Origin of the sequence: Corynebacterium sp. c8Ua_99 (genome assembly GCF_039907185.1) — a bacterium.
In the GTDB taxonomy this organism is placed as follows: Bacteria; Actinomycetota; Actinomycetes; order Mycobacteriales; family Mycobacteriaceae; genus Corynebacterium; species Corynebacterium jeikeium_D.
In genome coordinates, this window is record NZ_JASBOG010000006.1 from 123,067 (window position 1) to 145,414 (window position 22,348).

At 58.3% G+C, this 22,348-nt stretch carries 15 protein-coding genes and 3 tRNA genes; 1 reads left to right on the plus strand and 17 read right to left on the minus strand.

Annotated elements, in window-relative coordinates; genetic code table 11:
- Positions 1-244 precede the first annotated feature (244 nt).
- The 4 genes from tuf to rpsL form a co-directional block, all read right to left on the minus strand.
- Entirely contained in the window at positions 245-1,435 is a 1,191-nt protein-coding gene (gene tuf / locus QKE19_RS05350; protein ID WP_016422054.1) for an elongation factor Tu, read from the minus strand.
- 502 nt (positions 1,436-1,937) lie between these two features.
- Positions 1,938-4,070: an elongation factor G gene (fusA, locus tag QKE19_RS05355; protein ID WP_080985608.1), complete on the minus strand. Its 2,133-nt coding sequence runs from the start codon at positions 4,068-4,070 to the stop codon at positions 1,938-1,940.
- 299 nt (positions 4,071-4,369) lie between these two features.
- Positions 4,370-4,840: a 30S ribosomal protein S7 gene (gene rpsG, locus QKE19_RS05360; RefSeq protein ID WP_049193220.1), complete on the minus strand. Its 471-nt coding sequence runs from the start codon at positions 4,838-4,840 to the stop codon at positions 4,370-4,372.
- 3 nt (positions 4,841-4,843) lie between these two features.
- A complete protein-coding gene (gene rpsL, locus QKE19_RS05365) occupies positions 4,844-5,215 on the minus strand; it encodes a 30S ribosomal protein S12 (protein WP_038627636.1) in 372 nt (123 codons plus the stop codon).
- Positions 5,216-5,757: 542 nt separating this feature from the next.
- On the opposite strand from rpsL, the gene QKE19_RS05370 reads away from it, so the two are divergent.
- Positions 5,758-6,405: an SDR family oxidoreductase gene (locus QKE19_RS05370; protein ID WP_049193219.1), complete on the plus strand. Its 648-nt coding sequence runs from the start codon at positions 5,758-5,760 to the stop codon at positions 6,403-6,405.
- Between the two features lie 301 nt (positions 6,406-6,706).
- On the opposite strand, the gene QKE19_RS05375 is transcribed toward QKE19_RS05370, so the two are convergent.
- The 13 genes from QKE19_RS05375 to QKE19_RS05435 all read right to left on the minus strand — a co-directional run bounded on the left by QKE19_RS05375 (position 6,707) and on the right by QKE19_RS05435 (position 21,976).
- On the minus strand, positions 6,707-10,678 hold the full coding sequence (locus tag QKE19_RS05375; RefSeq protein WP_088611918.1) for a DNA-directed RNA polymerase subunit beta': 3,972 nt from the start codon (positions 10,676-10,678) through the stop codon (positions 6,707-6,709).
- Positions 10,679-10,826: 148 nt separating this feature from the next.
- A complete protein-coding gene (locus QKE19_RS05380; protein ID WP_070429877.1) occupies positions 10,827-14,315 on the minus strand; it encodes a DNA-directed RNA polymerase subunit beta in 3,489 nt (1,162 codons plus the stop codon).
- A 432-nt stretch (positions 14,316-14,747) separates the two neighbouring features.
- Positions 14,748-15,713: a DUF3068 domain-containing protein gene (locus tag QKE19_RS05385; protein ID WP_049170045.1), complete on the minus strand. Its 966-nt coding sequence runs from the start codon at positions 15,711-15,713 to the stop codon at positions 14,748-14,750.
- A gap of 222 nt (positions 15,714-15,935) precedes the next feature.
- Positions 15,936-16,319: a 50S ribosomal protein L7/L12 gene (gene rplL, locus QKE19_RS05390; RefSeq protein ID WP_016422047.1), complete on the minus strand. Its 384-nt coding sequence runs from the start codon at positions 16,317-16,319 to the stop codon at positions 15,936-15,938.
- A gap of 124 nt (positions 16,320-16,443) precedes the next feature.
- Complete coding sequence (gene rplJ / locus QKE19_RS05395) at positions 16,444-16,956, minus strand: 50S ribosomal protein L10 (protein WP_016422046.1); 513 nt, start codon at positions 16,954-16,956, stop codon at positions 16,444-16,446.
- Between the two features lie 387 nt (positions 16,957-17,343).
- Positions 17,344-17,976, minus strand: a complete 633-nt coding sequence (locus tag QKE19_RS05400; protein WP_069359387.1) for a hypothetical protein — start codon at positions 17,974-17,976, stop codon at positions 17,344-17,346.
- 253 nt (positions 17,977-18,229) lie between these two features.
- Positions 18,230-18,934 carry a 50S ribosomal protein L1 gene (gene rplA, locus QKE19_RS05405; protein WP_016422044.1) on the minus strand — a complete coding sequence of 235 codons (705 nt, stop codon included), beginning with the start codon at positions 18,932-18,934 and terminating at the stop codon, positions 18,230-18,232.
- Positions 18,935-19,035: 101 nt separating this feature from the next.
- Positions 19,036-19,473: a 50S ribosomal protein L11 gene (rplK, locus tag QKE19_RS05410; RefSeq protein ID WP_016422043.1), complete on the minus strand. Its 438-nt coding sequence runs from the start codon at positions 19,471-19,473 to the stop codon at positions 19,036-19,038.
- A gap of 338 nt (positions 19,474-19,811) precedes the next feature.
- Positions 19,812-20,684 (minus strand): transcription termination/antitermination protein NusG, encoded by an 873-nt coding sequence (gene nusG, locus QKE19_RS05415; protein ID WP_070438075.1) that lies wholly within the window; start codon positions 20,682-20,684, stop codon positions 19,812-19,814.
- Positions 20,685-20,875: 191 nt separating this feature from the next.
- Positions 20,876-21,184 carry a preprotein translocase subunit SecE gene (gene secE, locus QKE19_RS05420; protein WP_049170051.1) on the minus strand — a complete coding sequence of 103 codons (309 nt, stop codon included), beginning with the start codon at positions 21,182-21,184 and terminating at the stop codon, positions 20,876-20,878.
- 430 nt (positions 21,185-21,614) lie between these two features.
- Positions 21,615-21,687 (minus strand) — tRNA-Trp (locus tag QKE19_RS05425).
- A gap of 103 nt (positions 21,688-21,790) precedes the next feature.
- Positions 21,791-21,864, minus strand: a tRNA-Met gene (locus QKE19_RS05430).
- 39 nt (positions 21,865-21,903) lie between these two features.
- Positions 21,904-21,976 (minus strand) — tRNA-Thr (locus tag QKE19_RS05435).
- Positions 21,977-22,348: the final 372 nt, after the last annotated feature.

Sequence of the window (22,348 nt, forward strand, 5' to 3'; positions counted from 1 at the left end):
ACGCCTTTGTTAAAGCAACCTCCGTATTAAAGCACGTCCGGGCTACGAATGTAAAATCACGATTCCAAAGTGCAACGTACATCACACCCATTACGGCACAGTCGGCTTGACGACGGCTATTGCGTCGCCCCCACCCCGTCTAGTGTCGGGTATGTACAGATACAAAAAATCCCGACTTCCGCTTACGCGGAGTCGGGATTCTTCTAAGACTTAAGTTAAAGCACTTCCCCTATGGGGAGAAACCTTACTTAACGATCTTGGTAACGCGGCCAGCGCCGACGGTGCGGCCACCCTCGCGGATAGCGAAGCGCAGGCCCTCGTCCATTGCGACCGGCTGGATCAGCTTGACAGACATGTCAACGTTGTCGCCCGGCATAACCATCTCGACACCTTCCGGCAGGGAAACGACGCCGGTGACGTCGGTGGTGCGGAAGTAGAACTGCGGACGGTAGTTGTCGAAGAACGGGGTGTGACGGCCGCCCTCATCCTTAGACAGGATGTAGACGGAACCCTCGAACTCGGTGTGCGGGGTGTAAGCGCCCGGCTTAGCAACGATCTGACCGCGCTCGATGTCCTCACGCTTGGTACCGCGGAGCAGCAGACCACAGTTGTCGCCAGCCTCAGCGGAATCCAGCAGCTTGCGGAACATCTCGATACCGGTAACGGTGGTCTTCTGGGACTTCTCCTTGATGCCCAGAATCTCGACCTCGTCGTTAACGTTCAGAACGCCGCGCTCAACACGACCGGTAGCAACGGTGCCGCGACCGGTAATGGTGAAGATGTCCTCAATCGGCATCAGGAACGGCTTGTCGGTCTCGCGAACCGGATCCGGGATGTTCTCGTCGCAAGCTTCCATCAGCTCGACGATGGAGTTGACCCACTTCTCTTCGCCCTCAAGAGCCTTCAGAGCGGAGATGTGGACGATCGGAGCTTCCTCGTCGTAGTCCTGCTCAGCCAGCAGCTCGCGGACCTCCATCTCGACGAGCTCGATGATCTCTTCGTCGTCGACCATGTCGCACTTGTTCAGCGCAACGAGGATGTACGGAACGCCAACCTGGCGAGCCAGCAGAACGTGCTCGCGAGTCTGCGGCATCGGGCCGTCAGTAGCAGCGACAACCAGGATTGCGCCGTCCATCTGAGCAGCACCGGTAATCATGTTCTTGATGTAGTCGGCGTGGCCCGGGGCATCGACGTGAGCGTAGTGGCGCTTCTCCGTCTGGTACTCAACGTGGGAAACGTTGATGGTAATGCCACGTTCCTTCTCTTCCGGTGCCTTATCGATGGCATCGTAAGCGAACGACTCGTTCAGGTCCGGGAACTTGTCAGCCAGAACCTTGGTGATAGCGGCGGTAGTGGTGGTCTTACCGTGGTCAACGTGACCAATGGTACCGATGTTGACGTGCGGCTTCGTACGCTCGAACTTCGCCTTTGCCACTTTTAGTCCTCCTGGAGGTCTAGGTGGCCACGACTCTCGCAGCCACAATTTTGTGGTCACTCAATCCGCCTTCACAACATCAGAAGCCTTCAAGCTGTTCGCTTACGACTTCGGAACGTGCGCGCGCAAAAGAGCACTATTCTTTCACTGTGCCAGTTACTCGATACTAGGGCAGGATACTGGAGTTTTCCAAACCAGACCAACCCCCTAGTTAAGGGTGGGTAACGGCCAGCAACTCACATCGTCATTTACCTGCATAAATGCTAGATATTTGAGTTGCGATTTAAAATCGCCCAACGATATGAATTGCGAGCAGCTACCCCCTAGAGCTTGCCTGTGCTAACACACGCCAACAGTCTGACGATGTCTTAGCACAGTCAAAGCTAGAGGGAATCTACTAAAGCTGCAGACCCTCGCACTGCGTTCCCTAAAAAGAGCGACACTGCAGTGCGTGCAGGGATGGGGTCAGCTCTGATTGAGTGCCCCACCCTGCCGGCGCGATTTAAGCGCCGGTACGAGCTGCAATGATCTCCTCGGCCACGGAGGACGGAACCTCAGCGTAGGAGTCGAAGATCATGGTGTAGTTAGCGCGACCCTGGGTCTTGGAGCGCAGGTCACCAACGTAGCCGAACATCTCGGACAGCGGAACCAGAGCCTTGACAGCCTTGACGCCGGTGCGGTCTTCCATGGAGTTGACCTGGCCACGACGGGAGTTGATGTCGCCGATAACTTCGCCCATGTACTCTTCCGGAGTAATGACCTCAACGGCCATCATCGGCTCGAGCAGGACCGGCTTAGCCTTCTGAACAGCTTCCTTCATAGCCTGCTGACCAGCGATCTTGAAGGCCATTTCAGAGGAGTCAACTTCGTGGTAAGCACCATCGAGCAGGGTTGCCTTGATGTTCACCAGCGGGTAGCCAGCGAGGGTACCGTACTGCATTGCGTCCTGAATACCAGCGTCGACAGACGGGATGTATTCCTTCGGAACACGACCACCAGTGACCTCGTTGACAAACTTGTAAGTGGTGGACTCGCCCTCTTCCACCTCGTCAGTAGCCGGAGCGTACGGCTCCAGAGCAATAATGACGCGGGCGAACTGACCCGAACCACCGGTCTGCTTCTTGTGGGTGTACTCGAACTTCTCGACCGGCTTGCGGATGGTCTCGCGGTAAGCAACCTGCGGGTTACCGATGTTTGCTTCAACCTTGAACTCGCGCTTCATGCGGTCAACCAGGACGTCGAGATGGAGCTCGCCCATACCGCCGATAACGGTCTGGCCGGTTTCCTCATCCAGGTGAACAGTGAAGGTCGGATCCTCTTCAGCCAGACGCTGAATAGCGGTACTCAGCTTCTCCTGGTCGGCCTTGGACTTGGGCTCAATAGCAACGTCGATAACCGGATCCGGGAAGGACATGGACTCCAGAACAATCGGAGCATCCTGTGCACACAGGGTGTCACCGGTGGTGGTGTCCTTCAGACCAATGAAGGCGTAGATGTTACCTGCCACTGCCTCGTCAACAGGGTTCTCCTTGTTGGCGTGCATCTGGAACAGCTTACCGACGCGCTCCTTCTTGTCCTTGGTGGCGTTCAGGACCTGCTGACCAGGCTCCACGCGACCGGAGTAAACGCGGACGAAGGTCAGCTTGCCGAAGAACGGGTGAGCAGCAATCTTGAATGCGAGAGCGGAGAACGGCTCATCCTTAGACGGCTTACGGACCATTTCGACGTCCTCGTCGCCCATCTGGTGGCCGTGAACTTCACCGATGTCCAGCGGATTCGGCAGGAAGTCAATGACAGCGTCGAGCAGCGGCTCAACACCCTTGTTCTTGTAGGCGGTACCACAGTAGACCGGGTAGACCTCAGAGTTCAGGACCATCTTGCGGATGGCACCCTTGATCTCGTCCATGGTCAGCTCTTCGCCACCGAAGTACTTCTCCATGAGCTCCTCGTCGGACTCAGCGACGGTCTCAATGAGCTTCTCACGGTACTCGTTAGCCTTGTCGACCATGTCCGCCGGAATCTCCTCGACCTGCGCAGGAGTACCGATCTCAACCTTGCCCGGCCACATGAGGGCCTTCATCTCCAGCAGGTCAACAACGCCGTCGAAGTCATCCTCAGCGCCAATCGGCAGCTGCATAACCAACGGCTTAGCACCGAGGCGGTCAACGATGGTGCCAACGGTGTAGTAGAAGTCAGCGCCCAGCTTGTCCATCTTGTTGACGAAGCAAATACGCGGGACATCGTACTTCTGAGCCTGACGCCAAACCTGCTCAGACTGCGGCTCGACACCTTCCTTACCGTCGAAGACTGCGACGGCACCGTCGAGCACACGCAGGGAACGCTCAACCTCAACGGTGAAGTCGACGTGGCCCGGGGTATCGATGATGTTGATCTGGTTGTCGTTCCAGAAACAGGTCACAGCAGCGGAGGTAATGGTGATACCGCGCTCCTTCTCCTGCTCCATCCAGTCGGTTGTGGACGCACCATCGTGAGTCTCGCCGACCTTGCGGTTAATACCCGTGTAGTACAGGATGCGCTCGGTCGTAGTCGTCTTACCAGCATCGATGTGCGCCATGATGCCGATGTTGCGGACCTTGTGGAGGTCCTTCTTAACGGGAAGTGCACCTTCAGCCACTTGATTCCCCACTCGTTTCAAATCGGTTTGGCGGTGAGACTCAATCACGGGATTGCAATTGGCCGTCAAATCCGCCGTCGGTCGGGTTTGCTTTATCTATAATGCCACCGTCTTGGCGCGAAGTCGCGCCGTGACGTACACCTATTGCGTAAATTCTACGCAAGACATCGGGTGTAAGCGCCGGGCTGGCCCCTATTGAGTGACCCTTAAAGATCTGTGGACCGCGACCGACGCGCGCCGTTGACATACCGGCAGCTGCTTTACGACGGTGACCACTCGCAGCCTCCGTCGATAAGCGATTACCAGCGGTAGTGAGCGAATGCGCGGTTAGCTTCCGCCATCTTGTGAGTGTCCTCACGACGCTTGACGGATGCACCCAGGCCGTTGGATGCATCAAGGATCTCGTTAGCGAGACGCTCGGTCATGGTGTTCTCACGGCGCTGACGGGAGAACATCAGCAGCCAGCGCAGTGCCAGCGTGGTGCCACGGCCCGGACGAACCTCGACCGGGACCTGGTAGGTGGCGCCACCAACACGGCGGGAACGAACCTCAAGAGCCGGCTTGACGTTCTCGATTGCGCGCTTCAGAGTCAGCACCGGATCAGTACCGGTCTTCTCTTCGCACATCTCAAGTGCACCGTAGACGATGCGCTCTGCAGTCGACTTCTTACCGTCGATCAGAACCTTGTTGACCAGCTGCGACACCAGAGGGGAGCCGTAGACCGGGTCGTTGACGACAGGACGCTTCTGTACTGGGCCCTTACGTGGCATGGCTTACTTCTCCTTCTTTGCGCCGTAGCGGGAACGAGCCTGCTTGCGGTCCTTGACGCCCTGGGTGTCAAGGGAACCACGGACGATCTTGTAGCGGACACCCGGGAGGTCCTTAACACGACCACCGCGAACGAGCACCATGGAGTGCTCCTGCAGGTTGTGGCCCTCACCCGGAATGTAAGCCGAAACCTCGACACCGGAGGTCAGGCGAACACGAGCGACCTTACGAAGAGCCGAGTTCGGCTTCTTCGGGGTGGTGGTGTAAACACGGGTGCAAACGCCGCGGCGCTGAGGGGAACCCTTCAGAGCTGCGGTTGCAACCTTAGCCTTCTTGTCATGGCGGCCCTTGCGGACCAGCTGCTGAATAGTGGGCATGAAGCCTCTTTCTGTTTTCAATCCTCGCTGGACATTCTCACGACCGATGCCAACCGCAGCGGAGTAACCACCTTCCGTGTGAATGCATCACAAGAAAAGTTATTACTCATCCAGTGGTGAGCCCATCGGTTGAACGCAAGAAATGGAGGGATTTTGAACGTGCGAAACCCAGTCAGCCGCTCTCGCTGGCCTACTGGGTAATGTCTCAAGTTCCCAATTCTTTTCTGGGATCGTTGTATAACAGTACGCGAGCTGCGGGTTTAGTCCAAACACCCTGGTAATGGCCTATAAATTTCAAGCACTTTGAGCGCTTGTGGGCTTGGTGATCAAATTTTTGGGTGTTCAGCACGGCGCGCCTCGCCCCAAAAGACGCAGACGTTACTATGCCGGTTTGAATCGATAACGCGGCCAATTCTGCCGTCCGTTCGGTTTGCCCATAGTACTGTCCTGCATCAGCGCTGGAGAAACTTAATCGCCATGTTCACCACAGGCGAATGCCTTCTTCATTGCCAGCAGTGTACTGGCAGCGTATAGGTGGGGACATGTCTAAGAAGGTTATTGTCATTGGCGGCCACGGCAAGGTGGCCCAAATCGCTACTCCCCTACTTATCGACGATGGCTACGAGGTCACGTCTGTTATTCGCAACCCCGACCAGGTTCCGGATATCGAGGCTCTCGGCGCCACACCAGCCGTTTACGACATCGCCAGTCTCTCGACCGAACAGTTTGCGGACCTTCTCAGCGGGCACGACGCTGTGATTTGGTCCGCCGGCGCTGGTGGAGGTTCACCAGAACGGACGTACGCGATCGACCGCGACGCAGCTATTACTTCGATTGCCGCAGCCGAGCAGGCTGGCGTTAAGCGCTACGTGATGGTCTCTTACTTTGGTGCGGGCCACGACCATGGCGTTCCAGAGGATCACAGCTTCTTTGCCTATGCCGAGTCCAAGGCTGCAGCCGACGAAGCGCTGCGCGCTTCAAACCTGGAATGGACCATTCTCGGCCCGAGTGCGCTCACGCTCAACGAGGGCCAGGATTCCATCGACACCACGGCGGACAAGGCAGGCGAGGTCGCTCGTGCGACCGTTGCCAATGTCATCGCGCAGACCGTGTTCAACGAGGCTACCGTTGGTCGCATGATTAACTTCAACGAGGGCAACACTCCGATTGCAGAGGCTCTCAAGATGTAGAGGAGGGAGGCCGGGACGGGCCCCTAGCCCTCCCTCCCCTGCCCCTGCCTCTGTTCCTATCGCCTTTCTTCAGTCTCCAGCCGAGTTTTCCAGTTGGGTTGCCTCGACAAAGAAAAATCCTCCGGCACGACCGTGACGAACTAGCAATCCGCTAGTAAGCCACAACTGTGCCGGAGGATTTTTCCGGTTGCCACCTAACAGTTAGCGCACGAAGCCCCAACTGTCAGGCGAGGTGCTTTGCCAGACAGTGACCGAGGGAATTCTCCCGCTCCCCCAGCCGCTGCCGCAAAGCTATTGATTTCTACTCGAAGGTTCCGATGTCATCCAGCGGAACTGCGGAACCGACCTGATCGATGCCGTAGGTGTCCTCGGCACCGTAGAAGCCCTCGCCGAAGGAAGCGAACGGGGCGGCTGCCTGGCGGGCAGCTTCCTCAGTCGGCTCAACCGTGATGTTGCGGTAGCGCGAGATACCCGTACCAGCCGGGATCAGCTTACCGATGATCACGTTCTCCTTCAGGCCGATGAGCTTATCCGAGCGCTTGTTGATAGCGGCGTCGGTAAGCACGCGCGTCGTCTCCTGGAAGGAGGCGGCGGACAGCCAGGACTCGGTGGCCAGCGATGCCTTGGTAATACCCATCAGCACGCGGCGGCCTTCGATGACGCTGCCACCGGAGGCGACAATCTCGCGGTTCTTCGCCATGACCGTGGAGCGCTCGACCAGTGCACCTGGCAGCAGTTCGGAGTCACCTGGCTTAGACACAATCACGCGGCGCAGCATCTGGCTGACGATAACCTCGATGTGCTTGTCGTGAATGGCCACACCCTGATCACGGTAGACCGACTGGACTTCCTCGATGAGGTGGCGCTGGACGCCTCGGCGGCCCAGAACCTCGAGGACCTCGTGCGGATCGGCAGCGCCCTTGAGCAGCTGCTGACCCTTGACCACGTGGTCACCATCGCGGATGGCGCGACGACGGCCATCGACAGTGATTTCAGCCAGGCCCTGACGCTTGGACAGCTTGTCGTAAACAACCTCGTCTTCGCTGTTGGCATCCGGGATGAGGGTGAGCGTGTAGAAGTGCTCGTCCTCCTCCAGGCGCACGCGACCGTTTTCGCGGACCAGTGGAGCCTTGTTCTTCGGCACGCGGGCCTCGAACAGCTCCTGGACACGCGGCAGACCACCGGTAATGTCGCCGCCGACACCACCCTGGTGGAACGTACGCATGGTCAGCTGGGTACCCGGCTCACCAATGGACTGCGCAGCGACAATACCGACAGCCTCTCCGATGTCGACCAGCTTGCCGGTTGCCATCGAGCGACCGTAGCACTTGGCACAGACACCGGTTGCGGTGGAACAGGTCAGAACCGAGCGGACCTTGACTTCCTTGACACCGTGGCTGAGAGCCAGGGTGATGTGGTCGTCGTTCAGGTCGGTGTCAGCTGCGATAAGGACATTGCCCTCAGCGTCGGTGACATCGGCTGCCAGCACACGAGCAATCGCGGCGGTCTCGACATACTTCGCACGACGGATCTCGCCGGTCGGGTTGCCGGCTGCGTCCAGAACATCCTCGCCAATCTCGACAATGACACCATCGTGGGTACCACAGTCCTCTTCGCGAACGATGACGTCCTGTGCAACGTCAACCAGACGACGGGTCAGGTAACCCGAGTCAGCGGTACGAAGCGCGGTATCGGCCAGACCCTTACGGGAACCGTGCGAGTTGTTGAAGTACTCGAGAACCGACAGGCCTTCGCGGAAGGAGGTCTTAATCGGACGGGTGATGTATTCACCACGAGGGTTCGTAACCATACCCTTCATGCCGGCCAGCGAGTGAATCTGGCCCATGTTACCGGCCGCACCCGACTTCACGATCATCGGAATCGGGTTGTCATCCGGGTACAGAGCCTCGACCTTTTCACCGACCTCAGCCGTCGCGGCCTTCCACAGGTTAACCAGCGACTCGTGACGCTCAGCAGCCGAGAGCTTACCGCGGCGGAACTTCTTCTCCACCGTGGCGGCCTTCTCTTCGTAGCCGTTTAGGATCTCCCGCTTGTTCGGGAGAACCAGCACGTCAGACATAGCAATGGTGACACCAGAACGGGTAGCCCAGTAGAAACCAGCATCCTTGAGCTTGTCGACGGTCTGAGCGACCGTGATCATCGGGTACTTGGCAGCCAAGTCGTTGATGATCGCAGCCTGCGGCTTCTTAGCCATAACGCCTTCGACGTATGGGTAGTTCCACGGCAGCAGGTCGTTGAACATAACGCGGCCCAGCGTGGTCGAAGCCAGCCAAGTATCGCCCTTGTTCCAACCGTCTGGGAACTGCTCGGATTCAATCTCAGCCGGCGGACGCAGGTGGCTGATGCGAACCTTAATCGGGCTCTGCAGGCCAATTGCACCGCGGTCGTAAGCCATGATGGCTTCGGCCGGGCTGGTGTAAATACCCTGCTCCGGTGCGTCCTCGGTGGCATCCTGGTGGCCACCCGGCAGCTCTGGCTTCTCCAGCGTCAGGAAGTACAGGCCAGTGACCATGTCCAGACGCGGCATAGCCAGCGGCTTACCGGAAGCCGGCGACAGAATGTTGTTCGAGGACAGCATCAGGACACGAGCCTCGGCCTGCGCTTCAGCGGACAGCGGCAGGTGGACTGCCATCTGGTCACCGTCGAAGTCGGCGTTGAAAGCCTCACAAGCCAGTGGGTGCAGCTGAATTGCCTTACCCTCAACCAGGACCGGCTCGAACGCCTGAATACCCAGGCGGTGCAGCGTAGGTGCACGGTTCAGCAGAACCGGGTGCCCGGTAATGACATCTTCGAGGACGTCCCACACCTCTGGGCGCTGACGCTCAACCATGCGCTTCGCGCTCTTGATGTTCTGCGCGTAGCTCTTGGCCACGAGCTCCTTCATCACGAACGGCTTGAACAGCTCGAGAGCCATCAGCTTCGGCAGACCACACTGGTGCAGCTTCAGCTGCGGGCCGACGATAATAACCGAACGGCCGGAGTAGTCAACACGCTTACCCAGCAGGTTCTGACGGAAACGCCCCTGCTTACCCTTGAGCAGGTCGCTCAGGGACTTCAGCGGGCGGTTACCCGGACCAGTGACCGGGCGGCCACGACGTCCGTTGTCGAACAGTGCGTCAACGGATTCCTGAAGCATGCGCTTCTCGTTGTTGACAATGATCTCCGGAGCGCCGAGGTCAATCATGCGCTTCAGGCGGTTGTTGCGGTTGATGACACGACGGTAGAGGTCGTTCAAGTCCGAGGTCGCAAAGCGGCCACCGTCGAGCTGCACCATCGGGCGCAGCTCCGGCGGAATCACCGGGATGCAGTCAAGCACCATAGCGGCCGGGTCGTTGCCGGACTGCAGGAATGCAGTGACAACCTTCAGGCGCTTGAGGGCGCGCATCTTCTTCTGACCCTTGCCGTCGCGAATAATCTCGCGCAGCTCCTCGGCCTCCTTGGCCAAGTCGAAGTTACGGATCAGGGTCTGAATAGCCTCAGCCCCCATACCACCGGTGAAGTAATCTTCGTAGCGGTCGACGAGCTCGGTGTAAATACCCTCGTCGATAATCATCTGCTTCGGCTCGAGCTTGATGAAGGTGTTCCAGATCTCGTCGAGACGATCCAGCTCGCGCTGGGCGCGCTCACGGATGTGGCGCATCTCGCGCTCGGCTGCAGACTGAACCTTCTTACGGGCGTCAGCCTTGGCACCGGCTGCCTCGAGCTCAGCCAGATCCTCTTCCAGGGTCTGGGCACGCTCGGCCAGCTCCTGGTCGCGGTCGTCCTCAACCAGCTTCTTGTCCACGAGCATGTCTGCTTCGAGGGTTTCCTGGTCGTTGTGGCGAGCCTCTTCATCCACAGAAGTGATGATGTTGGCAGCGAAGTAGATGATCTTTTCCAGATCCTTCGGAGCCAAATCGAGCAGGTAGCCGAGGCGAGACGGCACACCCTTGAAGTACCAGATGTGAGTGACCGGAGCGGCCAGCTCAATGTGGCCCATGCGCTCACGGCGAACCTTCGACTTGGTCACCTCAACGCCACAGCGTTCACAGATGATGCCCTTGAAGCGAACGCGCTTGTACTTACCACAAGCACACTCCCAGTCACGGGTCGGGCCGAAGATACGCTCACAGAAAAGGCCATCCTTTTCCGGCTTCAGCGTACGGTAGTTAATCGTCTCGGGCTTCTTGACCTCACCGCGAGACCAGCGGCGGATGTCGTCGGCGGTAGCGAGCCCAATCCGGAGCTCGTCAAAGTTGTTGACGTCGAGCACCTGTTTTCCCTTTCCCTCCGCATCGAAGTAATGCGGAAACCAAATTCTCTGCGGAGGTTTTTGTACGTTGTCGTCTGTGTTGGGTTATTCGCGAGTTAGGGCTTCCCGACCCTGATACTCACGCAATGTTTCGTCGTTAAGCGAGAAACTATGCGGAGTCAGCGTCAGAACGCTCGTCGCGGGACAGGTTAATGCCGAGGGAAGCGGTCGCGTGGTCGAGTTCCTCATCGTCGGAGGAGCCCAACTCAACCGGAACGCCGTCGGCCGAAAGGACCTCAACGTTCAGGCAGAGCGACTGCAGTTCCTTCAGAAGCACCTTGAACGACTCCGGAATACCCGGATCCGGAATGTTGTCGCCCTTCACGATTGCCTCGTAGACCTTGACGCGGCCAACCACGTCATCGGACTTGATGGTGAGCAGCTCCTGCAGGGTGTAGGCAGCGCCGTATGCCTGCATTGCCCACACCTCCATCTCACCGAAGCGCTGACCACCGAACTGGGCCTTACCACCCAGCGGCTGCTGGGTAATCATGGAGTACGGACCGGTGGAACGAGCGTGAATCTTCTCGTCGACCAGGTGGTGCAGCTTCAGCATGTACATGTAGCCCACCGAAACCGGGAACGGGAACTTCTCGCCAGAGCGGCCGTCGAACAGCGTGGCCTTACCGTCAGCGTTGACCAGCACCTCGCCGTCACGGTTCGGGCGGGACGACGCGAGCAGACCAGCGAGCTCCTCGTTCTCAGCACCGTCGAACACTGGGGTTGCGACCAGGGAGTCGGACGGAACGTCGTGCAGGTCTGCCGGAAGACGCTTAGCCCAATCCGGGTCGCCCTCAATGCTCCAGCCGGCCTTCGCCAGCCAGCCGAGGTGAACCTCGAGGACCTGGCCGATGTTCATACGACGCGGAACACCGTGGGTGTTCAGAATGATGTCGACCGGGGTGCCGTCCGGCAGGAACGGCATGTCCTCCTGCGGCAGGATCTTGCCAATAACACCCTTGTTACCGTGGCGACCTGCCATCTTGTCGCCGTCCTGGATCTTGCGCTTCTGCGCAACGTAGACGCGGACCATCTCGTTGACACCCGGTGCCAGGTCGTCATCGTCTTCACGGGAGAAGACGCGGACGCCGATGACCTTGCCGGACTCACCGTGCGGGACACGCATGGAGGTGTCACGGACCTCGCGGGACTTCTCGCCGAAGATAGCGCGCAGCAGGCGCTCCTCCGGAGTCAGCTCAGTCTCGCCCTTCGGCGTGGTCTTAGCGACCAGGATGTCACCGTCGCGAACGTCAGCACCGATGCGGACGATACCGCGGTCATCCAGATCCTTCAGCATCTCCTCGGACGCGTTCGGGATGTCACGGGTGATTTCCTCCGGACCCAGCTTGGTGTCACGGGCATCAATCTCGTGCTCCTCGATGTGAATCGAGGTCAGGATGTCCTCCTCAACCATGCGCTGGTTCAGGATGATGGCGTCCTCGTAGTTGTGGCCTTCCCACGGCATGAATGCCACGAGCAGATTCTTACCAAGTGCCATCTCACCGTTGTCGGTACCCGGACCGTCAGCGATGACCTGGCCGGCCTCAACACGCTGGCCTTCGTCAACCAGTGGCTTCTGGTTGTAGCAGGTGCCCTGGTTGGTGCGTTCGAACTTGCGCAGCAGGTAGGTGTGGCGCTGGCCCTCATCATCCATGATGGTGATGAAGTCTGCCGACACGGTCTCGACCACACCGGTGGCCGAAGCGACAATGACATCGCCGGCGTCGTAAGCAGCACGCTGCTCCATACCAGTACCGACGAACGGAGCCTCCGAACGCAGCAGCGGCACAGCCTGGCGCTGCATGTTCGCACCCATCAGGGCACGGTTAGCGTCGTCGTGCTCGAGGAACGGAATCATGGCGGTAGCCACGGAGACCATCTGACGCGGGGAAACATCGAGGTAGTCGACCTCATCGGCGCGGACGGACTCGACGTCACCACCCTTCTTACGAACAGACAGAGTCTCCTGAACGAAGTGGCCGTTCTCGTCGACCGGGGTGTTGGCCTGCGCGACGACGTAGCGGTCTTCCTCATCAGCGGTGAGGTAGTCGACCTCGTCGGTGATGACACCATCGCGGACGCGACGGTACGGAGTCTCAATGAAACCGAACGGGTTCACGCGTGCGTAGCAGGACAGCGAACCAATCAGACCAATGTTCGGACCCTCTGGGGTCTCAATTGGACACATGCGACCGTAGTGGGACGGGTGAACGTCTCGAACCTCAAGGCCAGCACGGTCACGGGTCAGACCACCCGGGCCCAGTGCGGACAGACGACGCTTGTGGGTCAGACCCGACAGCGAGTTGTTCTGGTCCATGAACTGGGACAGCTGGGAAGTACCGAAGAACTCACGGATAGCCGCGGAAACCGGGCGCACGTTAATCAGGGTGGTCGGCTGGATCGACTCCACGTCCTGAGTGGTCATGCGCTCACGAACCACGCGTTCCATGCGGGACAGACCCACGCGGACCTGGTTCTGAATCAGCTCGCCTACGGTACGCAGACGACGGTTACCGAAGTGGTCGATATCGTCGGTCTCAACCGGGATTTCGACACCTTCCGGCGAGGTCATAACATTCTCGCCGTCGTGCAGGCGCACAAGGTATTCGATGGTGGTAGCAATATCCTGCTCGGTCAGAACCATCTCGCCGGAGGCATCAGCGCCCAGACCCAGCTTGCGGTTGACCTTGTAGCGACCGACCTTAGCCAGGTCGTAGCGCTTCGGCTTGAAGAAGTTGTTCTCCAGCAGAGCCAGCGCGGACTCGCGCGTCGGCGGCTCACCCGGGCGCTGCTTGCGGTAAATCTCCAGCAGAGCCTCGTCGGTGTTTGCAACACCGTCCTTCTCCAGGGTGGCCATCATGATCTCAGAGAAGCCGAAGCGCTCCTTGATCTCCTCGGTGGTCCAGCCGAAAGCCTTCAGCAGAACCGTGACCGGCTGGCGACGCTTACGGTCAATACGAACGCCGACGGTGTCCCGCTTGTCGACGTCGAACTCCAGCCACGCACCGCGCGACGGAATAATCTTCACCGAGTGCAGCGGGCGCTCGGTGGACTTGTCGATGGTCTCATCGAAGTAGACGCCCGGAGAGCGCACCAGCTGAGAAACAACGACACGCTCAGTTCCGTTGACGATGAACGTACCCTTGTCCGTCATCATCGGGAAGTCACCGATGAAGACAGTCTGGCTCTTGATCTCACCGGTCTCGCGGTTGGTGAACTCCGCGGTGACGTAGAGGGGAGCCGAGTAGTTGATGTCCTTATCCTTGGACTCATCCACGGTGTTCTTAACGGAGTCGAACCATGGGTCCGACAGCGTCAGGGACATCTTCTGGGAGTAGTCCTCGATCGGAGAGAGCTCTTCTAGAATATCTTCGAGACCGCTGGTAACCCGAGCGTCTTCTCCGAGCTCCTCCTGGCGACGAGCACGCCACTCAGGCGTGCCAATGAGCCATGCGAAAGACTCACGCTGCAGGTCGAGCAGACCAGGAACCGCAATCGGCTCCTGAATCTTTGCAAACGAGTACCTCTTCGAAGCTCCGGGAATACCGGTTACTGCCTTGGTCTGGCGGGAGACTGCCAAGATGCGTCCTTCCAGCACCTCACGCGGTGGAGCACACCGGCAACCGGTGGTGCGCTCCGCCCGCTTGGTTTATACGCGATTCAAGTTGCAGGAATTATTTCTGTTGCGCACCGGGATACTTTGCGTCTAACCTTTGGTCACACGCGAAAGTGATTCCCCCGCCACTTGGCCTCCAAGACCAGCCTTTAAAGGCGAGCCCCGAGCCCTAACGGCGGCGCCGCAGCAACTCCTTTAACAGCTAGATGCACGAAAAACGGTGCTACATAATAGCCCCGCGCTCCGAGCGCAAACTATAAAAGAGCTGGCGACAGATACACTAATTCCAGCGCAACGATTTAGCCTATATCAAAAACTGGCAGTTGTCTAGTACAACTTGACAAATCGGGCGTGTCGCATTCACCCGTTACCGATATAACGATGAGGCCTGGGCGCTATGGCCGTCGTAAAGCGTTACTCTGCTTTACGACGGGTCGAAGGACGCACGATGCCCACGATTGCGATAAACACCAGAATTGAACCGGACGCAATGAGGCCGATTGACCACGGCTCTAGAGCTGGGCGCTGGAAATTCTGTATTGCGCCAAAGAGAAGCTGATTGGAAAGGCCTTCGTCCATCTTGCCGTTGAAGCGCAGGTAGTCCATGATCGGCTCGCCGTCGCGGGTCTCCCACCAAAGGTGGATGTCCTCGGCCATATCGATGACCGAGCCAGACTTGGGCTCAACCCACAAATCACGGGTGCCCTGGTACTGGAGGAATCCGGACTTGTCATCCTGGGTTAGCTGAGAGACGTAAGAACGGTACTTCTGGGCGAGATTCGTCTTCTCAATGTCCTGACGGAAATGCAGGACACGGTTACCACCGCGCTCCTCTTCCCCGACAAACTTTGCCGGCAAGGAATCGTGGAGGAGATCATCAAAGATCAGGTATTCCTTTTCCTCCGTGTCGGCCGGGAGCTTCACCCAGTTCCCCTCGAAAGCCACTGACCGTGGAACGCCCGCCATGCGGTCGACAAGCGTCGCAGGAGCCAGCGCCTCGCCGGTGAGTCGGTCGATGGTCACTGTCCAGATATTGGCCTCGATAAGCTCCGTCAGCGGGTCGGTGCCGATAACCTCAGGGGGAAGCTCACGCATTTCAGTCACACCGACACGGAGCGAAACCTTGTCCGCATCCGCGGGTTCGATGAGCACGCCGTGAAGCTGTCGCTGCAGCGGCGAGTGCACTTCTTCCCGCTTGCCCTCTTCGTTAATCCTGGTGGATACGCCGTCTTCCGCCCGCAGGGTGTACGACACCGGCGGCAGGTCAAGTGGCATTTTGGGATCAACATTGAGCACTTTGGGCAGCAAAATGCCAGCAGCAAGCAGTGCGGTGCCTAGACCCAACAGAAGGATAGACAAAATTCTCGGCCGTGAGAGCATGTTAGATACTTTACAGGCCAATAAGGGTAATCAAGACAATGAGTGGGCTGGTTTTTGCCTCAACTCCCTGTGACGGGTGAGATTAGTGAGGTTTTGCCCGGGTCAGGTGGGTTAGCAAAGGCCCCAGAAAAAAAGAACCGCCAACCCCGGGCACGAAGCCCAGAATTGGCGGTCAGAATTGGTAGCTTTAGGCCGCTACCGGGGCCGAGGCAAGTAATTGAATTACTTGAGGGCAACCTTTGCGCCAGCCTCTTCCAGCTTAGCCTTAGCAGCCTCAGCGTCGTCCTTGGAAGCACCCTCCAGGATAGCCTTCGGAGCGGACTCAACCATCTCCTTAGCCTCCTTCAGGCCCAGGCCGGAGACGATCTCGCGGACAGCCTTAATAACGCCGATCTTCTTAGCGCCAGCGTCCTCGAGGACGACGTCGAACTCGTCCTTCTCCTCAGCAGCAGCCTCGCCGCCAGCAGCGCCTGCAGCAGCAACTGCAACCGGAGCAGCAGCGGTGACGTCGAACTCTTCCTCGAAAGCCTTCTTGAACTCGGTGAGCTCAACGAGGGTCATTTCCTTGAAAGCCTCGAGCAGTTCCTCAGTGGTGTACTTAGCCATGGATATTCTCCTATGAGTGTGGTGCGGCCGCTCCCCTCAGAGATCCCTGGGGTCGAAGCCGTCAAAGTGATATTGAAAAGTTTTTCGCGTGATTTAGTTCGCGTAGATCGCGAGCCGCTCGGGATTACTTCTTTTCCTCGAGTGCCGCAGCAAGGCGGGCAACCGAGGAGGTCGGAGCGTCGAGCAGGCCAGCGACGTTCGCCAGAACGCCGTTGAAGGCACCAGCCAGCTTTGCCAGCGTGGTCTCACGGTTATCCATATCCGCAAGAGCCTCGAACTGTGCTGCATCCATTGCAGCACCGTCCATGTAGCCGCCCTTGATCACGAGGTTCTTGTTGTCACCGGCGAACTTCTTAATCGCCTTAGCCGCATCCACAGCCTCGCCCTTGATGAAGGCGACTGCAGTCGGGCCGTTCAGGTGCTCATCAAGACCCTCAATCCCTGCCTCGTCGGCAGCGATCTTGATCATGGTGTTCTTGGCGACGGAGTACTTAACATCAGCACCGAGGGCGCGACGCAGTTCCGTGATTTCCGCAACGGACAGGCCGCGGTACTCAGTCAGCACGATAGCGTTGGACTCTTCAACGTCCTGCTTCAGCGCTGCAACAGCTGCAATCTTCTCAGCATTTGCTGCCATGTGTACTCTCGCCTCCTTCCTGGTCTTTGCAATTTTCCGCTCGGCCAAGTGAAGGATTCTTTTGCGCAAATACAACAAACGCCCCAATCCTCGCACAAGGATGGGGCGCACAATTCTTTTGGCATGTTCCACTTCAACTCCGCCGACCCTAAGGTCAACAGGTGAAGTCAAACTGCGCAAGCGCTTCCAAGTCCTCCTGCGTGGGCCGCTCACTGTATTCCTACAATGAAACCTTCAATCCGCTTCTTTCAAAGCGAATGACCGACGGTCTTCGGTGAAACTTGAGTACCAACCTCCATCTTCCCAACTCGATGTTGGTACCGATTGGAAGCCGGTCAAACTTCGTGACGAAACTTTATACCAGACCCTGGCAATTAACCAAATCGCCTATCCAAACCGCGCCGCACCTGGCTCTCCGAAGCGGCCGAACTCCAGGTCCTTCTCACGTTGCTGGACAATCATCTCGAGCTCGGCAAAGTACGCATTCAGGTCGTCGTCGGCAAGCCAGAGCACTTGGTCGGCGTAGTCGAGCACCACGCGCACCATGTCGTCGGGATGTGCGTCCAATCTGGCGGCGTCGAGAATATCCACGGTGAGTGTCAGTGCCACGCGCACAACCGGCGGGATCTGCGATGCCAGGCACTGCTGCGCCACGACATTACGCAGCTCGACGGCCTCCATCCGCGCGATGATGCGCAACAGCCGCACGACCACGACCTGCGCCGCCCGAGCTTGTAGAGCTTCCTCCTCACTCATCCCCGGAAGCACCACAGAGTCCTGGATATTGCGGCGAAGGACCTCAGCTACGCGCTCGTCCTCCCCTAGCCCCGTCAGTACCTCGCCCAGCAGAGTCTGTCCCGCGATGCGCAGGCAGGGCATGTCATAGGCGTCGTCGCCCAACGAGTCGAGATACGAGATGAGCTGCGGTTCAATAATTCCGGAACCGTCGTCGAGCTGCGCCAGGCGATTAATCTCGCCGAGCGCCTCCAGCCCTTCTTCGGGTTCCAAAATTAACGTCATAGTCGCGATTTTAAGCAACAAACTTTGGCTGTGAGTCCATTTCGCCTGGATTAGTTGTTTGGATTAGCAATTCGCTTTACGACGTCTACCGCGCCCAAGCCCCCACCGCGCTATCGATACCCCTTATGCCAATGCAAAACCGCCACCTCACACACTCTGGAAAGTGCGCGCGGCGGCGGTTTTAAAGAGCTTTGCTCAGAGTCGCTCTCGAGTGACTCATGAAGAGCACACTCACCTATCGGCTGATGCTGATTTAGGCGGTGTAGTCCTTGATCACGCTGGTGTCAACCGGGATGCCCGGGCCGTTGGTGGCGGAGACGGTGATCTTCTTCAGGTACTTACCCTTAGCAGCGGACGGCTTGAGGCGCATCAGCTCGTCGATAAGCGCACCGTAGTTCTCGGCCAGCTTCTCAGCGTCGAAGGAAGCCTTACCGATAACAGCCTGCAGGTTTGCAGCCTTGTCAACGCGGAAGGAAATCTTACCGCCCTTGATCTCGGTGACAGCCTTAGCGACATCCGGGGTAACGGTGCCGGTCTTCGGGTTCGGCATCAGACCACGCGGGCCGAGGATGCGAGCCACGCGACCAACCTTGGCCATCTGGTCCGGGGTAGCGATAGCAGCGTCGAAGTCGGTCCAGCCGCCCTGAATCTTCTCGATCAGCTCCTCGGAGCCAACGAAGTCAGCGCCGGCCTCTTCAGCCTTGGTGGCGTTCTCGCCAGCAGCGAAAACGACAACGCGGACGGTCTTACCGGTGCCGTTCGGCAGGGAGACAGTGCCGCGAACCAGCTGGTCAGCCTTGCGCGGGTCAACGCCCAGGCGGATGGCGACGTCGATGGTGGCGTCGTAGTTCTTGGAGGAAGTCTCCTTGGCCAGGTTAGCGGCCTCGAGCGGAGAGTAGATGCGGCCGGCGTCGATCTTCTCGGCGGCGGCGCGGTATGCCTTAGAGTTCTTGCTCATGAAAAGTCCAATCTCAATTAAGTGAAATGGTTGGATTGTGGTGTGTAGCGGGCCGAAGCTGGCCCTACCACTTGATGAAGGTGCAGCTAAACGCTGACGGTTTACTTAGCGCCCTCGACGGTGATGCCCATAGAACGAGCGGTACCGGCGATGATGCGTGCACCCATCTCGATGTCGTTAGCGTTCAGGTCCGGCTTCTTCAGCTCGGCGATTTCCTTGCACTGCTCCCAGGTCACGGAACCGACCTTGTTGGTGTGCGGAACGCCAGAGCCCTTCTGGATGCCAGCGGCCTTCAGCAGCAGCTTAGCTGCCGGCGGGGTCTTCAGAACGAAGGTGAAGGAGCGGTCTTCGTAGACAGAGATTTCAACCGGGACAACGTTGCCACGCTGGTTCTCAGTTGCTGCGTTGTAAGCCTTGCAGAACTCCATGATGTTGACACCATGAGCACCCAGTGCCGGACCAACCGGCGGAGCCGGGTTAGCCTGACCAGCCTGAATCTGCAGCTTAATAATCGCAGAAAGCTTCTTCTTCGGAGCCATCGGATTAACCTACTTCCTAGTTACCGGGGCACGCCGCCCCGATGAAAAGGCGACTCACCCCGTCCGGATGCCGACGCTTTACGACGACCCTTGCGCCCTCGACCATCATGGCCGCTGGCGCTGGTCATCGAGTTAGTGCCAGCCACCGGGGATACGAATTACTTGGCGCATCTGTGCTCAAGGCACAAAAATGCACGCCTGGCTACGTTACCGCAGCGTATGGCGTGCATCAAAATCCGTTACCGGATTGGTTGCGCGAGCGAGCTAGCTGGTGCCTTGCTCGGCGCTTGGCTTGGCGGTGCTCTCCGCTTGGCTCTGCGCCTGGCTTGAGGTCGGGCCTAGTTCAGCTTCTCGACCTCATCGATGCCCAGCTCGACCGGGGTCTCACGGCCGAAGATGGAAACCAGAGCCTTCATGCGGCCGGTGTCCGGGTCGATCTCGGAGATGGTCGCAGCCACAGATGCGAACGGACCGGACAGGATGGTGACGGACTCGCCGACCTCATAGTCGATGGCGACGGCCTTCTTCTCCGCCTGCGGCGCCGCTGCGACAGCCAGCTCACCGTCGGCATTTGCAGCTTCTTCAGCGGCGTCCGCGGTGATGGTCTCCTTCGGCATGAGGAACTTAGCGACCTCGCGAATCTTGACCTTGGACGGCTGGCCCTCGCTACCGACGAAGGAAGTAACACCCGGGGTGTCGCGGACGACGGACCAGGACGGGTCATCCAGGCTCATACGAACCAGAACGTAGCCCGGCAGCAGCTTGCGCTTAACGATCTTCTTCTTGCCGTCGTCCTTGCGCTCTTCGACTTCCTCAACCGGAACGATGACCTCGTGGATCTGCTCATCGACACCCATGGTCTGGGCGCGCATTTCCAGGTTGGTCTTCACCTTGTTCTCGTAGCCGGAGTAGCACTGGATGATGTACCAGTCGCCCGGACGACGCTTGAGCTCACGCTGGAACTCGCGCAGGCGCTTACGGTACTCGGCATCTGCGTCAGCAGCTGCCTGTGCCTCAGCGTCAGCGGCAGTCTCCTCTGCCGGCGCTGCTTCTGCTGCAGCAGTGTCAGCTGCGGCTGCGTCGGCTGCGGCTGCGTCGGCTGCACCCTCGGCCGGAGCTTCTACCTGAGCCGGTGCGCCCTGCGCATCCTGCTCAGTTGCGGCAGCATCCGCGGACTGGGCGTCGGAGAAAATATTCTGACCATCATTCATGTCGTGCTAACCCCTCTTGTATCTACATCAACGGTTCGCGACATTGGCATCTTCGCCTAAAGAGTCTTAAGAGCCAATATGCCATCCGCAATCACTTCGCACAGCCAGACACCAGCTGCGCTAACGAATAATCCCGCCGTCCGGAACTCGGAGGCGGGATGAAAAGCATCACTGCGAAACAGTATAACCGATTACTTGCCCAACACCGATCGGACACCCAGACCGGCCAGCGTGTCCACACCCCACACGAGAACGATCATGGCAATCAGGAACAGAATCACGATGATGCTGTAGGTGACCATCTGGCGGCCGGTCGGCCAAATCACCTTGCGCAGCTCGTCAACAACCTGCTTGATGAAAACCAAAGGGTTACGAGTCGAAAGCTCGTTGGTCTCCTTCTCACGCGCAGGCTTCTTCGCCACGGTGGTCTGCGCGCCCGTCGCCTGGCGCTTACCGGACGGGCGAGCCGCCGCCTGGAAAGTCTGGTTTTCCTCAGACACGATGCTCCTTCGCTACTTCGTGCATATGAGACCTAAAGATACTGCACAGTGAAACTCAAACGTGAATTCTTCAAGGGCAAACCCCAGGGATGTTCTCCGGAGCCAAGCCCCCACTGTGCAGAGCAAGTCTGGTTCAGTGCGTAAATTCTAGCCGATAATCCACACTATCGAAGAAATGCCCTTCGTGGGAACCGCAGGCTTCGAGATTCGATTCTGACAACCCCAAAGAGCCACGGGCTGCTCGCTCGGGGATGCGAACTTGGGGCTGCAAATGTGAAACTGTATGGGGTTATGACACTTTCAAGCCATTTTTCGGGCTGTTTTTGTCATAAACGCAGTCAGTAACTCGCATTGCCCCACCGCCACCGAACATAAACGAAAAACCCGCCACCCAGACGCATTTTCATACGCCCTGGATGACGGGTACTTGCAGGGGCGACAGGACTCGAACCTGCAACCTGCGGTTTTGGAGACCGCTGCTCTACCAATTGAGCCACGCCCCTTCACCACCAGCGAAAGAACTTTTCAGTCCTTAGCTGACAATGTCCCACCTTACTGCATTGCTGCATAATCAAGGCGGGGTTCGACGAACATCACTGTCCGTAGTAGCGATGGGGGGGATCGAACCCCCGACCTCACGATTATGAGTCGTGCGCTCTCACCATCTGAGCTACATCGCCCCTATTCTCTACCGGACATAAGTCCGTATAAAAGAACAGAGCCCCCTGACAGAATCGAACTGTCGACCTTTTCCTTACCATGGAAACGCTCTGCCGACTGAGCTAAGGGGGCATCAGCATCCGTTGAACCCAGCACGTAACTCTGTGGCCAATTGTTGACCGCTTCGTTTCGCTCTGTGCTCTCCGTGAAGCCTTGCAAAGATTAACCCGAAATCACCACTAAGCACAAATCAGCAGGTAGGCAGCGGTATTTCTTGTCACGTTTGCAGACATTTGGCGCGCACTTATGGATAATCTATTCACTTATCGATGAGCCCCAGCGGAACCATAAGTGAATAGCTCATCGATGAGTGGCTGACCTCTAACTCGAGCCTCTAACTCGAGCCCCTGCCCCCGCTTAATCCAGAGCCCCTCACTCGAGCCCCTACCCCAAACCCGGGTTAAGTAAAGAAAAGTGTGTCCGCATGCCACCATAACCCCAGAC